The organism is Parvibaculum indicum, from assembly GCF_011762095.1.
GTDB lineage: Bacteria > Pseudomonadota > Alphaproteobacteria > Parvibaculales > Parvibaculaceae > Parvibaculum > Parvibaculum indicum.
The window spans coordinates 53,065-68,313 of the sequence record NZ_JAASQO010000013.1 but is presented as its reverse complement, the minus strand read 5'-3'; the positions used below and the strand labels follow the sequence as shown (position 1 = coordinate 68,313).

The window sequence follows — 15,249 nt, the reverse complement described above, 5'->3', positions numbered from 1 at the left end:
CGCGGATGCCCCGGCCCTGCCGGCGGCGGCCGATCCGACTGCCTCCATCGTGAACTGCTCGTAGGTCAACGCACCACGCCCGGCTCCGAAGGCAGGCGTGGTGCCTGCCGGGGAACGATCGGTCACGGCAAAGACGGTGATCGCCTTTGCACCCGCGGTGCGGCCCACAACGGGATCAAGCGTCTCAGGGCCTGGCCGGGTGGCGCATCCTGCGAGCGCTATCGCAACGGCAAGAAGAATCCAAGTTCGACGAAACTCAGGACGTCCCCTGTCAGTGCCGGCCGGATGTTCCAAGGTAGGGCGCGATTTGGACAGGGGACAGCGCCGGCCCCTGCGTACCGTGCCAGGAACCTCTTCGGGCGGATGGGACGCACCCACAACGATAGGCGGGAAGACGGGCGTCAAACTCGATTTCCTCACATGCCGGTCTCGACTTTAGCGGCCAGGAACTCTAAATTCAATTTAGATTTAGTCTCTTTGCTGTCGCGGCCATCCGCGTTGTCCAAAGGCTCCGCGCCATGAAGAAAGTCCCGGTGATTCTCCTGCTGATAGCCGCGCTCGCCGCCGGCGGCTGGTACTGGTGGAGCCATCGCAGCAGCGCCGATCCGAATGAATTGACGGTTTTCGGCAATGTCGACATCCGCCAGGTTTCGCTCGCCTTCGACAATGGCGGCCGGATCACCGAGTTGCGCGTCGAGGAAGGCGATCGGGTGACGGCCGGGCAGATCATCGGCCTGCTCGATACAAAGACCCTGACGCTCCAAGCCGAACAGGCCGCAAGTCAGGTTGAGGCGCAGCGACAAACGCTGCTGCGCCTGCGCAACGGCTCACGCCCGGAGGAGATCGAGCAAGCACGCGCCCAACTCGCGTCGGCCGAGGCGTCGGCGACGCGTGCCGATCAGGACTACGCCCGTGCGACGGACCTGCAGCGTTCCGCAAGCGGTGCGATCACCCAGCAAACCGTAGATCAGCGGCGCGCGGATGCGCAGGTCGCCCGGGCGAAGGTCAATGAACTGCGGGCAGCGCTCGAACTTGCGCAAGCCGGCCCCCGAGCCGAGGACATCGCCGGTGCCGAAGCGCAACTGAAGGCGGCGGAAGCCAATCTCGCGCTCTTGAAACACCAGATCGACCAAGGCCAGCTTCGCGTACCGGTCGATGCCGTCGTCCGTTCTCGCCTGCATGAACCCGGCGACATAGTGACCCCCTCGTCGGCCGTGTTCTCGCTGGCGCTCACCGAACCGAAATGGGTGCGCGTATACGTCAGCGAACCGGACCTCGGCAGGATCAGGCCCGGCATGGAGGCCCGCGTCTTCACCGACAGCCATCCCGATCGGCCAGTCGACGGCAAGATCGGATACATTTCGTCGGTTGCCGAGTTCACGCCGAAGTCGGTGCAGACCGAGGAGCTTCGCACCAATCTCGTCTATGAGGTGCGCATCGTCGTCTCCGACACCGACAACGTTCTGCGTCTTGGCCAGCCGGCGACGGTCCGGATATCGACCGGGGCCGTGCCCAAAGAGACGGCTTCATGAGCGATCAGAACTTGACCGTTACGGTCGAGAACCTCCGCAAGACCTTCCAGGGCCCCGATGGCGGCGAGATCGCCGCGGTCGACGGGATTTCGCTGTCGGTGCAGGCCGGTGAACTGACGGCGCTTGTCGGGCCGGACGGAGCCGGCAAGACGACGCTCATGCGCATGTTGGCCGGACTCCTGAAGCCCGACGCCGGCTCCCTGCGTGTATTGGGCATCGACGTCGCTGCCGATCCGCAATCGGTTCAAGACCGCATCAGCTATATGCCGCAGCGCTTCGGACTCTACGAGGACCTGAGCGTTCAGGAGAATCTCGACCTTTATGCCGACCTTCATGGCGTTCCCCATGACGAACGTCAGGAACGCTTTGCGCGCATGCTCGAGGTGACGGACATGGCGCGCTTCACCGATCGGCCGGCCGGCAAGCTCTCCGGAGGCATGAAGCAGAAGCTCGGGCTTGCCTGCACGCTGGTGCGCTCTCCCGACCTTCTTCTGCTCGACGAGCCGAGCGTCGGCGTCGATCCGCTGTCGCGCCGCGATCTTTGGAAGATCGTGCAGCAACTCATCGACGACGAGAAGCTCAGCGTCATCGTCAGCACCGCTTACATGGACGAGGCCGAGCGCTGCGCGCAGGTCTTCGTGATGCACAAGGGAAAGCTGCTGGCCGACGGCGCTCCCGACGCCTTGAGCAAGCGGGCGCAAGGCCTGACTTTCACGGCGGCGACGCCCGTGGATATGCCCGCGCGCCAACTCCAGGCCCGGTTGATCGACGTCCCCGAGCTGATCATCGACGCGGTGCCGAAGGGCGGCAATGTGCGCTTCATTCGCCAGCCCGAGGCGGAGCAGGCGCGACTGAACGACCTGCTCGATGGCACTTCGGTCGAGCCCCGCGCGGAAGAGCTGGAAGACGCCTTCATGATGCTCCTGCGGGAAGAGGAAGGCGAAACGGAAACTAAGACCACGCCGAAGGAGGAACTGGAGAAATCCGCTGCCCATACCGCGAAAGATGACGGCAAGCCGGTCATCGTCGTGCGCGATCTTGTGCGCAAGTTCGGCGATTTTACAGCGGTTGCCGCCACCTCCTTCGATGTCGCGCGCGGCGAGATTTTCGGCCTGCTCGGCCCAAACGGCGCGGGCAAGACCACGACCTTCCGGATGCTTTGCGGCCTGTTGCCGGCGACCAGCGGTCATCTGGAGGTCGCAGGATTGAACCTTCGCAGCGCACGCGCCGCGGCACGTGCACGGATCGGCTACGTCTCGCAGAAGTTCGCGCTCTACGGCAATCTGTCCGTGCGCGAGAACCTCGAATTCTTCGGCGGCGCCTACGGCTTGAGCGGAAAGGCGTTGCGCAACCGCATATCCGCGTCGATCGAACAGTTCAGCCTCGATCCCGCGGCCCAAAGCGGCATCCTGCCCGCCGGCTACAAGCAGCGCCTCGCCATGGCGACCGGCCTGCTGCACCAGCCGGAGATCCTCTTTCTGGATGAGCCGACGAGCGGAATCGATCCGCTTGCCCGCCGGGCCTTCTGGCGCACCATTACGTCGCTCGCCGTGAGCGGGGTGACGATCATCATCACCACGCATTTCATGGAGGAAGCGGAATACTGCGACCGCATCGCCATTCAGGACGCCGGCGAGATGCTGGCGCTCGGCACGCCGCGCGAGGTGCGTGAGCAGGCGGGCGATGCTGGCGCCGACATGAACAGCGCCTTTATCGCGATCGTCGAGCAGGGTCGCGCCGCCCGTGAGAACAAGGAGAAGGCGGCATGAGCGAATCCGGCTTTTCCACGCGCCTCGTCGCGCTGACGCGCAAGGAAACCCGACAGATGCTGCGCGATCGCAGCAACCTGGTCGTCGGGCTCGTGCTGCCGGTCGTGCTGATCCTTTTGTTCGGCTACGGCCTGTCCTTCGACGTGAAGGACGCGCGTGTGACGGTGGTGCTCGAGGACAGCTCGCCGACCGCCCGTAATGTTGTCTCCGGGCTGCAAGGCTCGCCCTATCTCGCGCCGAGCTGGGTAACCTCGATGGCTGAGGCCGCGCGTATGATCCGGGCCGGCCAGACCGATGCGATCCTGCGCGTACCAATCGATTTCTCCCGGCGGCTGGCTGCAGGCGATGCGCAATTGCAGTTGCTTCTCAACGGTGTCGATTCAAATACCGCTTCGACGATGGAAGGTTATGTCGCCGGGGCGCTTGCGATACCGACCCAACAGCTGGCCGACCAGGCAGGCAACAAACCGACCGCGGCGCCGAACATCACCATCGTGCAGAGGACATGGTTCAACGAAGCCGGCGAGAGCACCTGGTATCTCGTTCCGGGACTGCTGGTGCTGGTGATGACGCTGATCGGTGCCTTCCTGACCTCGCTGCTGGTGGCGCGCGAATGGGAGCGGGGAACGCTGGAATCGCTTTTCGTCACTCCGGTTAGGCCGCTGGAACTCGTGCTGGCCAAGCTCGCGCCCTATGTCGTGATCGGCGGCATCGACCTGATCATGTGCCTGCTCGCCGCGAAGTATCTGTTCCATGTTCCGATGCGTGGTTCGCTCCCCGTCATCATCGTCTCGTCGCTTCTCTATCTGATGGTCTCGCTCAGCCTCGGGCTGTTCATCTCTGCCGCGACGCGCAACCAGTTCGCCGCCAGCCAGATGGCGCTTCTCACCAGCTTCATGCCCGCGATGATGCTGTCAGGCTTCGTCTTCGACCTGCGCAACGTCCCCGTGGTCATTCAGATCATCAGCCAGGTTCTTCCCGCCACGCATTTCATGGGATTGATCAAGACGCTCTTTCTGGCCGGCAACTACTGGCCCGATATCCTGCGCGATTGCGCCATCCTCGCGCTTTACGCCGTCGTCCTGATCGGGCTGACCCGTCGTTCGCTCAGGAAGAAGCTGGACTGACGCGATGAACCCGGTGATCACCTATTTCTTCCGGACGCTGGCGTTGTTCCGAAAGGAGCTCCTCGCGCTGGTCAAGGACCCGTCCAGCCGCGTGCTGCTCTTCGCACCCGCCCTGCTGCAGGCATTGCTCTTCGGTTATGGCGCGACGTACGACTTGACGCATGTGCCCTATGCGGTCCTGGACCACAGCCGGGGTGCGACCGCAACGCAACTGCTGGCCCGGCTTGACGGAACCGGCGTGTTCGAGCGTGTTGCGACACTGACGTCATCCGACCAGATCGCAGGCGTGATCGACAAGGGTGACGCCCTTCTCGTCGTCAGCATCCCATCGGATTTCGAGGCGCGTCTGGCGGCAAACCAGCAGGCGCCGCTTCAGGTCATCCTCGACGGGCGCAACTCGTCGACGGCCGGCGCCGCCGCGGCCTATGTCTCGTCGATCGTGACCTCCTACAATCAAACGCTCGGCAACAGGTCCTCCATCACCATCGTCCGCCGTTCCTGGTTCAATCCCAATCTTGAATCCCGCTGGAACATGATGCCGGCGCTGATCGCTTCGCTCAGCATGATCCAGACGCTCATGCTCGCCGCCCTGTCGGTTGCCCGCGAGCGTGAACAGGGAACCTTTGACCAGTTGCTGGTGACGCCGCTGACGCCGTTGCAGATCCTGATCGGGAAAGCACTTCCGTCGATCTTTATCGGCCTGATCCAGTCGACGATCATCTTTCTGATCATCCTTTTCTGGTTCCAGATTCCGATGAACGGGTCGGTATGGCTGCTGTATTTCGGGCTTTTCTGCTTCACGGTGGCGTCTGTCGGGATCGGTCTGTCAATCTCCGCGGTCTCGCTCACCATGCAGCAGGCCATGCTCTATACTTTCATGCTGGTCATGCCCCTGATGCTCTTGTCGGGCCTGCTGACGCCCGTGCGCAACATGCCGGCGATACTGCAAGTCGCAACCTATGTGAACCCGTTGCGCTTCGGGATCGATATTGTCCGCCGCGTCTATCTGGAAGGCGCCACCTTCGGCGATATCGCCTCCAATTTCTTGCCATTGCTGGCTGTGGCCGCCGTCACCTTGCCGCTCGCTGCGTGGCTGTTCCGCAATCGTCTTGGATAAACTGATCGGCGTCATGGGAGCGATGGATCTGAACTTCGCTAGAGGGACAGCCACCCGACGTTGATTTGGCTGGCGTGCAACGCACTGACATGTCCTGGGTGTTGGATTCGCTCGGCAACGACTCTGTCACCAATCGCGGCCGAAAATCCTGATTCCCACCGATCCTTCACTCCTCCCCCCGCCCGCGATAGATTCCGGGAAAGATGATGTCCTGATCGACAAGGACGTTGAACTTGTACCCCGGCCGGATTTCAAGCGTCGGCTGGACTTCGAGATTCTTGTTGATCGTCCGTTCTGCGACCCGTCCGAAGGTCTCCGCGAAATTCCGCCGTGCGGCATCCTCTGCGCTATTTCCGTTGTTGAACGGGTTGGTGTTTTGCGGGACGGCCATGTCGATGCCGGCGCCGATAACCGCGAGCAGGATCGCGGAGCCAAATGTCTTCAGATAGTGGTTATCCACCTGGTCATTGAACCCGCCATAGCCTTCGGCATCCGTCCCGGCCATGCCGCCGATCTGCAGGGTAGATCCGTTCGGGAAGATGATGTCCGTCCAGACGACGAGCACGCGGGACTGGCCGAACGACACCTTGCTGTCATAGCGACCGAAGAGCTTCGTCCCCTGCGGGATGAGGAGGCGGTGCCCGGTCGCACTGTCGTAGACGTTCTGGCTGACCTGCGCGGTGATGCGGCCGGGAAGATCTGAGTTGATGCCGGTGATGAGCGTCGCCGGGATCACCGAGCCGCGCTTGAGCTCGTAAGGGGAGCGTTGCGGCACGACCTGGTTGGGGAGGTAGCCGAGCTCCTTGATGTCGGCGTTGAAAAAGTCCTCCTTCGTGCGCTGGGCATTCGGGTCGAGGTTCTGGCTGCCGAGGCCAGCTCGCAGCGCCGCGGCATAAAGGTCAGCCGTAGCGCCGGTACCTGTGGCCCCGGCGCCGGCAGGCTGCGCAGCGCCGGGATCGGTCCGTCCACTGCTGCGCAGCTTGTCGACATTGATCGCGAGCGGCGAGTCGTAGGCCGTGTCGTTGGCCTGCATCCGTGCCATGCGCTGGCGCTGGAGCTCGCGATAGTACTGCTCATCGGCCTCTCGCTTGAGCCGCGCACGCCATACGGCCTCGGGCTCGCCTTCGGCCGTCGCGCGCTCAGGCTGCACCGCGACGGGTTTCGGGGGCGCTGCCGGATCGATCCGCTCCGGCGGAGTCGGCTGAAACACCGGCGCTTCCGCGGGATCGCCGATGATCCCGTCCGACACGCCGCGTTTCAGCTGGTCGGCATAGGTAGAAGCCGGCGCGCCCCCGGCCTGCTCGATCGACGGGTTGCGCGAGAAGTACAGTCCGCGCGAGCTCAGACCGTACATGATCACGGCAAGAAAGGCGACGACGAGTGCGATCGCGATCACGATCGGCAGGCGATTGATCCGCCGGATTTTCGGCTCCGCCGCTTCCCCGCCGAGCTTGAGGGATTGAACCATGCTCCCCTCCCCTTACCCGCGCTGCATGACCGACAGCGGACTCGTCGGGGTCGCACCGGCAGAGGTCGCGGTGTAGGCACGCCCAAGGTCGAGCGAACCGGTCGAGAGGCGCGCAAGCACTTGGCCGTCATAGCTTCCGATCACATAGGCGAGGGGGATGAGCTTCTCGCCCTCGGCCTTCTGGTCGCTGACCACCGCGTAGCCCCACGCCTTCAGCGAGGCCTCGAGCGCGCCGCCGAACGGCGAGCCGTCCGCCTTCAACAGGATCGTCCCGGTTCCGGGTCCGACATGCTCGGCAAGGCGGCTGACCATGTCGCCGGCAATGGCGCTGGCGGCGGGGCCGGAGATCTCCTGCGGCGCGGAGCTGGCCACGAGCCCTTCCGCTCCGAAGGTCTGGCAGCCGGCGAGCAGCGCGGCGGCCAGAGTGACTCCAAGAAGCCGGGGGAGGAGGTGTCGGGCGCTCATCGCCTACCCTCCCCTGCTGATGGTGATCTTGTCCTGGTGCCAGCCGACGCCCGAGACGAGGACGGCGCGATCGACGTTGTAGTCGATCACCATCATGTTGCCCTTCATGCGGTAATTGACGATGCGGTTCTGTCCGCCGGAGACTACGAAGAGCACCGGCGCGTCCTGCCCGGACACCGAACGGGGAAACTGAATGTAGGTCTTCTCTCCGTCCGAATAGACGCGGGTCGGCCGCCAACTGGCGCTGCCGCTCACGCTGTACTGGAAGTTCAGCTGCTCGGCTGGCACGCCGGCGCCCGGGATCGTGCTCGCCTCGAGCCGGGCGTTGATGTCGGACAGGCGGGTCGAGACGTCTTCGGGATATTCGAAGCCGATGCGTGCCATGTACTGGCTTTGATGCGACTTGAGCTGGATGTGGTAGGTGCGCCGCGACGTCGTCACCACCATCGAGGTGACAAGCCCCGGCTCGGCCGGCTTGACGATCAGATGGATCGCCTGCCCGCCTACGGCTCCGGAGGTCGCGGGTTCGACCTTCCAGCGAACCGTGTCACCAACGAGCACGTCGCGCACCACCTCGCCAGCCTGTAGCTCGATATCGCAGACCTGCAGGGGCGAGCACACGACGGAAGGCTGGATCTCGCCATAGAGGAAGATCACCTTCCCGTCCGAGCCTCTCGTGACGAGCCCGCGCGAACCGCGCCACTGTCCGGAAATGTTCGTCCCGCGGGCCTCGTTTGCGCTCATACCCTGGGCGACCGCCGACGCTGCGATGAAACTCATCGACAGGGCGAGTAGGATTGCGGCAATGATCGTTCCTTCTCTAGCCATCGGAGTGCGCGGGCCTTTCACAGCTGGGCGGTCCATTCAAAGTCCCGCAGATACAAGCCGATCGGATTGAGGCGGATGACGCCCTCGTCCTGCGGCGGAGTCAGTGTCACGGTCGCGATGCCGCGGAAGCGGCGCACCGCGGTCTCCTTGCCCTTCCGGTCGCGCTCATATTCGGTCCAGTCGATCTGGTAGCTCTGGTTGGAGAGCGGCACGACATTGTTGACCTCGATCGCTACGGTCGCGTTCTTCGCCTTCTCGAACGGGGAATTGCCGCGAAACCAGGCGTTGATCTTCTCCGTCGCCGGATCGGAGGTGCGCAGCAGTGCATAGGTGCGATCGATGTATTGCTTCTGCACCACCGCGTCTGGCGTCACGCTGCGGAAGTTCGACACGAAGGTGCCAAGCGTCGCGCGCACGACGCGGGGATCGGCATATTCGATCTGCTGCGGAAAGCCGGCCGTTACCGCGGTGCCGAGGCGGTCGACCTCCACGATGTAGGGAACGAGCTTCACCTGCGTGCTCTGATAGAGCGCGTAGCTGAAGCCGACCACGGCCATCAGCATGCCGGTGATGCCGACGAGCCGCCACGCGGCCGCGGCTTTGACATAGGAGCCGTAGCGCTCGTTCCATTCCTGGCGGGCGGCGATGTAGGGATTGTCGGGCGGACTGGCGGCCATGCTGATGCGTCTCCCCTCACTTGTCCTGAATCGGCGGTGGCGGTGGTGGTGGCGCCGGCGATTTCTGCCGCGACTGATCGAGCTTGGCGTTTGCCAGTCCGAGCAGGGATCCGGCATAGGCACCGGGCGCCGCGATTGCCTTCTCCTTCGCCGCTGATCCCGCCGCCCAGCCGGCATTGCCGATGCCCGACGCCATGCCGCGCAACGCTGCCCCCGCCATCGAAGAGCCGCCAGCTCGGGCGCTCCTCGCCGCCGACGCTCCGGACATCGCCGCGCTCGCGCCGAGGAAAGCGCCGCCAGCAGCGAAGGTCGCCGCCTGGCCGCCATGACGGATCGCTTCCATGCCGCCGGAGATCGAGGCGCCCTGCACTACGCCCTGCACGATCGGCGGCACATACATGGCGATGATGAACACCACGACCGAGATACCGGCGATTGCGAGCGTGGTGATGAACTGGTCGGACGTCGCCGTCGGCGCCTCGGCGAGGCCGAGCAGCACGTCCGAGCCGATGCGGGCGATCATCACCAGCGCCATCAGCTTCATGCCGACCGAAAAGGCATAGACGAGATAGCGGACCGCGAAATCCTTCGTGAAGGACGAGCCGCCGAGACCGAGCATGATCATCCCGGCGAGAAGCCCGACATACATCTCGACCATTACCGCCACGAAGATCGCCGCCACCAGGCTGAACGCAATGACGACGATGACCATGGCGAAGACGGCGGCGATCGCCAGCGCGTTGTCTTCGAACAGGCCGAACTTCGCCTGCTCCGACATCTTGGAGGCGACGCGAATGCCCGCATCGAAGATGTTCGCGGGCGAGGCCGAGCCGCCATTGGCGCCGATCTGAAACAGGCTGTCGACGATCGACTTGGCGAAGGCTGGTCCCCTGTCGAGGATGAAGGCGAACAGGCCGATGAACATGATTCTGCGGACGAGCTCGGCGAACCAAGCATCGAGTGAGGCGGCCTGCAGGGCAAGCCAAACAGCGGCGATGCCCACCTCGATGCCGGCGAGGATCCAGAACAAAGAGCGGGCGGCGTTCATCACCGTCGTCTCCCAGCCCTTGGCGGCCGTCGAGACCTGGTTCTCAAGCGTCGTCAGCACGCTGCCCTGCTGGGCCAGCGCCGGCGCACTGGCGAGCAGGATAAGGGCGATGACGATGAAGCTAATCTCGATCGCGCGTGACGGACGGGTGACTACCATCTTGGCTTCATCTCCTGTCCGCCGCGCACAGGTTGGTTGGGGGCGCCTCCGAGAAAGCCCTCGGCGCGCTGGCGCTGCTCCTGCGCGGACGACTCCACGGTGTCCGGCCGCGGGGTGACGACGAACCAGATCACCGCGAGACCAAAGAGAGCGAGGACGGCTGCGAGCGTCGCCATGACGACCGGCCGGCTCACCAGCGCGGCTCCATGGTTTCTCCGCCACGAATGTTGTTCACCGGCGCGTTGAAGAACTGCTCGCGCCGGGCCTGTGCGAGATCCTTGTCGGACTGCTTGGACTGGAACCACGTTCCCATCATCGTCGTCTGCTGGGAGACCAGACCGCGAAGCTTCTGGAACTGCGCGACCTGCTGCGCGGCGATCTGATGACCGACCTGGAGCGCCTTCATCTGCCCGTCGGCCGATTGGGACATCGTGCGGAGAGAGCTCATCGTCGACTCTTCCGACGAGAACTGCTCGGCGGTGAGACCGGCCGCCTTCAGCGTGCCGGCGATCGTGTCGCGATTGGTCGTAGACCAGCTCTGATAGGTCGAGGAAAAGCTCTCGCCGTTCGGCAGGTTGGTCTTGAAGTCGGAATAGCTCTTGAAGCGCTGTTTCAGCACGTCATCGGCATTGCTCATCGAGAAAGCAATGCCCTGCCCCTGTACAGCGAGATTGCGCAGCCGGTTGAGATCGTTCTCGACCTGTCCCCAGATCTGGTTCGGCAGCTGCGCCGTATTCTGCAGCATGTTCTCGTAGATGCGCAGCTGATTCTGGATTTGCTGCGCCAGTTGTGTGATCTGAGTGACCTGGTTGTTGATCTGCTCCGCCGACTTGGTCACGAGCGTCACGAGCTCGCCGTTGTTAAGGAGCTGCGTCCATTCCGTCGCCCCGCCCGTTGCAGCTCCGGAGACAGCCGGCGAGACATGAGCCATCACCGCGATGAACGCAGCGCCGGCGGCGAGCCTAACGGATGAGAAGGAGTGCTTCGGCATTGCCAATTCCTCTCTGTTGGAGCCAGCGTTCCGGCCAGCGGTCGCCATGTTCGGACTTCAGCGCGGCAATCTGTTTGAGGTCTTCCTTGCCGGAGGCGCCGGCGAAGGAGAGCGCGACCGGGCCGAGCGCCATGTCGAACAGCCGCCGGCCTTCGGGAGAGGCGACGTAATATTCCCGTTTCGGGAGCGCGGTCGCGACGATCTCGATCTGCCGCTCGTTGAAGCCGATGCGCTCGTAGAACTCGCGTGTGCCCGACTCGCGCGCCGCGCCGTTCGGCAGGCAGATCTTCGTCGGGCAGCTCTCCTTCAGCACGTCGATGATGCCGGAGCGCTCGGCGTCCGAGATCGATTGCGTCGCCAGGATCACCGCGCAATTGGCCTTGCGCAGCACCTTCAGCCACTCGCGGATCTTGTCCCGGAAGGTCGGGTGGCCGAGCATCAGCCACGCCTCGTCGAGCACGATCAGGCTCGGCGCCCCCGTCAATCGCTTCTCGATCCGCCGAAACAGATAGAGCAGCACAGGCACGAGGCTGCGCTCGCCCATATTCATCAACTGCTCGATCTCGAAGGTCTGGAACGAGCGCAGTGACAGCCCGTCGCTCTCCGCATCGAGCAATTGACCCATCGGCCCGTCGACCGTGTAGTGATGCAGCGCTTCCTTGATCTCGCGCATCTGCACCCCCGACACGAAATCGGAGAGGGAGCGTCCGTTCGCCGACGCCATCAGGCCAACCTGGCGCGAGATGGCATTGCGATGGTCGGGCGTGATAATCACGCCCTGCAGCGCCACCAGCGTCTCGATCCATTCCGATGCCCAGGCGCGGTCGCCGTCCGTGGCGAGCTCGGAGAGCGGGCAGAAGGCGAGCGTCGGAGCGCCATCGCCATCGCTCTCGCCGATCTCGTAGTGGTCGCCGGCGGCGGCCAACGTAAGCGGCAACATCGAACGGCCCTTGTCGAAGGCGAAGATCTGCGCCTGTGCGTAGCGCCGGAACTGCGCGGCGATCAGCGCCAGCAGCGTCGACTTGCCGGAGCCGGTTGGTCCGAATATCAGCGTATGGCCGACATCGTCGACGTGCAGGTTCAGGCGAAAAGGCGTCGAGCCGCTCGCCACCAGCATCAGCGGCGGGGAGCCCGGCGGATAGTACGGGCAAGGTGCAGTCGGCGCGCCCGACCAGACAGAATTGAGCGGTATGAGATCGGCGAGGTTGCGGGTGTTGATCAACGGCTCGCGGATATTCGCGTACCAGTTGCCCGGCAGGCTGCCGAGGAAGGCTTCCGTGGCGTTGATGGTCTCGATCCGCGCGCCGAAGCCTTCAGCCTGGACCAGGCGACGCACTGCCTCGGCCTTCTCGCGCAGCCGGGTCTCGTTGTCGTCGAACAACACGACCACCGGCGTGTAGTAGCCATAGGCGACAAGCTGCGACGAGGCCTGGGCGATCGCGTCCTCGGTCTCTGCGACCATCGCCATGGCGTCCTGGTCGACGGAGCGCGACTGCGTCTGAAAAAGCTGGTCGAAGAAGGGCCTGACCTTCTGCTGCCATTTCTTGCGGGTGCGCTCGAGCCTCGCGCGAGCCTCCTGGTCATCCAGGAAGATGAAGCGCGACGACCAGCGATAGGTGAGCGGCATCAGGTCAAGGGAGTTGAGGATGCCCGGCCAGCTCTCCGCGGGAAGACCGTCAATACCTACGACCGCGAGATACCGGCTGTCGACCATCGGCGTAAGCCCGTGGCTAAACTCGGCTGTAGCCAGCCAATCCAGATACATCGGGATCTCGGGTAGGCGGACGGGGTGGTTCTCGCCGGTGATGCAGAAGCGGATGAATTGAAACAGCTCGTCATAGCGCGCGGTTTGGAAGCCGCCGCGCTCCTCCACCGAGCGCGTCACCATGCGGCGGATCGACAGGACGTTGCCGAGATACTGCTCCACCTCGCGGATCGAGGTCAGGAAGCTGTCGAGGACGGTGTCGGCATAACGCGCGGCGCGGCTTTCGCTATCGGAATAGACATAACGGGCAAGCCCGGAACGCCGCCGCTCCGGCGGCCGCCAAGTGAGGATGAGCGCGTGGCGGCTCTCGAAGTGACCCCTGCCCTCCTGAAAATGGGCGCGCCGCTCGTCGTCGATCGCGCGCGTGACCGCATCCGGAAAATGGCACTCCTCGCGCGCCGGATAGTCCGACGTGGCAACCCGCACCGCCTCGACCTGGATCATCCAGCCGGTGCCGAGCCGCGACAGGATCGCGTTGATCTGCCGGGATACCTCGTTGCGCTCTGCATCCGTCGAGCTCTCGGAATCCGGCCCGGCAAAGTACCAGCCTGCCATGAGCGACCCATCCTTGAGCAGGATGACGCCGTTCGCCACGAGCGCGGCATACGGCACCAGATCGGAGAAGGACGGGCCCGAATGGCGGAAGGACCGCAACGCCACCATGACCGGGCCTCAGAATCGCCGCCAGGGCGTCGAGGTCGGCCGGTAGTAGGGCCGATAGCCGACATGGCGGGCATAGACGCGCCGCATCATCGGGTCGGCCTTGGCCATCATCCGCAGCGCCGCTACGACGACGATCCAGACCGCGATCCCGAACAGCGCAGAATAGGGTGTCAGCACGACGAAGATCAGGATCGCTGCCGCGAGACCGGTCAGCAGCACCAGCTCGCGGTCCGCGCCAAGCAGCAGGTTCGGCCGCGACAGCGCCCGGTGGATACGCGAACGATCGAGATTCGATCCCGGTTCAGCCACGACTGCCCTCCCCTGCCGGTTCGGCCGAGGGCGAGGTCGCGACATTCCCGATCGAGGCGCCGCTCGCGCCGAACAGCGCAACGATCTGGGTGGCTCCGAGCAGGATGCCGGCGACGAGCACGACATACATGAGGCGCCGCGCGAAATCGTTGAGCTCACCGCCGAAGATCAGCATGCCGCCGGCCACGGCGACAGCGGCCAGTGCGATAAAGCCGGCGACCGGCCCGGTGATCGATTGCTGGATCTGCTGCAGGGGACCTTCCCATGGCAGGCTGCCGCCTCCCGAAGCGAAGGCGGGCTCGGCGAACAGCAGCGCAAGCGCCAGTGTCGCGACCGCGAGCCTGCACAGACGTTCATGCGACATGGCGTTCCTCCTTGGGCGAATAGGATTCCGTGCGGTAGTGGCCGTTGACCAAGCCCTCGACGTGCAGGACATCGCGGACGATGCGGCCCTTCGGCGTGCGCTCGATCGAGACGATGAGGTCGACGGCCTCGCCGATCACTTCGCGCATCGGCTGTTGACTGGCTTCGGCCGTGAGCTGTTCGAGGCGGCGCAGCGCGGATTCCGCTGTGTTGGAATGGATTGTTGTCACGCCGCCCGGGTGGCCTGTATTCCACGCTTTGAGCAATGTGAGCGCAGCACCGTCGCGGACCTCGCCGACGACGATGCGGTCGGGACGCAGCCGCATCGTGCTCTTCAGCAGCCGGCCCATGTCGATCGAGTCGCTCGTATGCAGGGCGACCACATTCTCCGCTCCGCACTGGATCTCGGCCGTGTCCTCCAGGATCAGGATGCGGTCGTCCGGAGCGGACTCGACTATCTCGGCGATCACCGCGTTGGCGAGCGTGGTCTTACCCGAGCCCGTTCCCCCCGAGATGACGATGTTCATTCGAGAGGTGATCGCGTTCCTGATCACACAGGCCTGATGATCCGTCATGATCTTCGCCGCGACATAGTCGTCGAGCGGAATAAGCCGCGATGCCCGCCGCCGGATGGTGAACGCAGGCGCCGCGACCACCGGCGGCAGGAGGCCTTCGAAGCGGTGGCCGCCGATCGGGAGCTCGCCCGACACGATCGGGCGATCCTCGTCGGCCTCGGAATGGAGCGCATGCGCCACGCTGCCGATGACGATCTCGGCGGTCGCGGCGTTCATCTCCCCGGCCGGCGCGACGCCGTGACCAAGGCGCTCGATAAAGAGGCGACCATCGGGATTGAGCATGATCTCGACTACAGTCGCGTCATCGAGGGCGATGCAAAGCTGGTCGCCGAGCGCTTCTTGCAGCTTGCGGACCAGGCGCGGATGGGAACGAAGCTGGGCCATGTCCGCCCT

15 protein-coding genes are annotated in these 15,249 nt (G+C 64.3%); 4 read left to right on the top strand and 11 right to left on the bottom strand.

All coding sequences use genetic code 11. The features are described 5' to 3' along the window. The first annotated feature begins 518 nt into the window (after positions 1-518). The 4 genes from FHS78_RS15565 to FHS78_RS15550 are packed head-to-tail and all read left to right on the top strand — an operon-like array spanning position 519 to position 5,545. Positions 519-1,532: an HlyD family secretion protein gene (locus FHS78_RS15565; RefSeq protein ID WP_167095294.1), complete on the top strand. Its 1,014-nt coding sequence runs from the start codon at positions 519-521 to the stop codon at positions 1,530-1,532. Further along, positions 1,529-3,301: an ATP-binding cassette domain-containing protein gene (locus tag FHS78_RS15560; RefSeq protein ID WP_167095293.1), complete on the top strand. Its 1,773-nt coding sequence runs from the start codon at positions 1,529-1,531 to the stop codon at positions 3,299-3,301. Before FHS78_RS15565 ends, FHS78_RS15560 begins: the two co-directional genes overlap by 4 nt. Continuing rightward, entirely contained in the window at positions 3,298-4,428 is a 1,131-nt protein-coding gene (locus FHS78_RS15555) for an ABC transporter permease (RefSeq protein WP_167095292.1), read from the top strand. The genes FHS78_RS15560 and FHS78_RS15555 overlap by 4 nt, the downstream gene beginning before the upstream one ends. Before the next feature lie 4 nt (positions 4,429-4,432). Further along, positions 4,433-5,545, top strand: coding sequence for an ABC transporter permease (locus FHS78_RS15550; protein ID WP_167095291.1), 1,113 nt, complete (start codon positions 4,433-4,435; stop codon positions 5,543-5,545). 166 nt (positions 5,546-5,711) lie between these two features. Here FHS78_RS15550 and trbI read toward each other — a convergent pair whose 3' ends face one another. The 11 genes from trbI to trbB are packed head-to-tail and all read right to left on the bottom strand — an operon-like array spanning position 5,712 to position 15,240. Then, positions 5,712-7,013: an IncP-type conjugal transfer protein TrbI gene (gene trbI / locus FHS78_RS15545; protein ID WP_167095290.1), complete on the bottom strand. Its 1,302-nt coding sequence runs from the start codon at positions 7,011-7,013 to the stop codon at positions 5,712-5,714. 12 nt (positions 7,014-7,025) lie between these two features. Next, on the bottom strand, positions 7,026-7,478 hold the full coding sequence (gene trbH, locus FHS78_RS15540) for a conjugal transfer protein TrbH (RefSeq protein WP_167095289.1): 453 nt from the start codon (positions 7,476-7,478) through the stop codon (positions 7,026-7,028). 3 nt (positions 7,479-7,481) lie between these two features. Beyond that, on the bottom strand, positions 7,482-8,306 hold the full coding sequence (trbG, locus tag FHS78_RS15535; protein WP_167095330.1) for a P-type conjugative transfer protein TrbG: 825 nt from the start codon (positions 8,304-8,306) through the stop codon (positions 7,482-7,484). Positions 8,307-8,323: 17 nt separating this feature from the next. Further along, the gene (locus FHS78_RS15530) at positions 8,324-8,983 is read right to left on the bottom strand and encodes a conjugal transfer protein TrbF (RefSeq protein ID WP_126280980.1); all 660 of its coding nucleotides are present in this window, start codon (positions 8,981-8,983) and stop codon (positions 8,324-8,326) included. A gap of 16 nt (positions 8,984-8,999) precedes the next feature. Then, positions 9,000-10,190 carry a P-type conjugative transfer protein TrbL gene (gene trbL / locus FHS78_RS15525; protein WP_167095288.1) on the bottom strand — a complete coding sequence of 397 codons (1,191 nt, stop codon included), beginning with the start codon at positions 10,188-10,190 and terminating at the stop codon, positions 9,000-9,002. Then, positions 10,184-10,384, bottom strand: coding sequence for an entry exclusion protein TrbK (trbK, locus tag FHS78_RS15520; RefSeq protein ID WP_343041993.1), 201 nt, complete (start codon positions 10,382-10,384; stop codon positions 10,184-10,186). The genes trbL and trbK overlap by 7 nt, the downstream gene beginning before the upstream one ends. Beyond that, a complete protein-coding gene (gene trbJ / locus FHS78_RS15515; protein WP_167095287.1) occupies positions 10,381-11,181 on the bottom strand; it encodes a P-type conjugative transfer protein TrbJ in 801 nt (266 codons plus the stop codon). The genes trbK and trbJ overlap by 4 nt, the downstream gene beginning before the upstream one ends. After that, complete coding sequence (locus FHS78_RS15510) at positions 11,153-13,609, bottom strand: conjugal transfer protein TrbE (RefSeq protein WP_167095286.1); 2,457 nt, start codon at positions 13,607-13,609, stop codon at positions 11,153-11,155. The genes trbJ and FHS78_RS15510 overlap by 29 nt, the downstream gene beginning before the upstream one ends. 9 nt (positions 13,610-13,618) lie before the next feature. Further along, positions 13,619-13,918, bottom strand: a complete 300-nt coding sequence (locus FHS78_RS15505; protein ID WP_167095285.1) for a conjugal transfer protein TrbD — start codon at positions 13,916-13,918, stop codon at positions 13,619-13,621. Then, the gene (locus tag FHS78_RS15500) at positions 13,911-14,282 is read right to left on the bottom strand and encodes a TrbC/VirB2 family protein (RefSeq protein WP_167095284.1); all 372 of its coding nucleotides are present in this window, start codon (positions 14,280-14,282) and stop codon (positions 13,911-13,913) included. Before FHS78_RS15500 ends, FHS78_RS15505 begins: the two co-directional genes overlap by 8 nt. Further along, on the bottom strand, positions 14,272-15,240 hold the full coding sequence (gene trbB, locus FHS78_RS15495) for a P-type conjugative transfer ATPase TrbB (RefSeq protein WP_167095283.1): 969 nt from the start codon (positions 15,238-15,240) through the stop codon (positions 14,272-14,274). The genes FHS78_RS15500 and trbB overlap by 11 nt, the downstream gene beginning before the upstream one ends. Positions 15,241-15,249 lie beyond the last annotated feature (9 nt).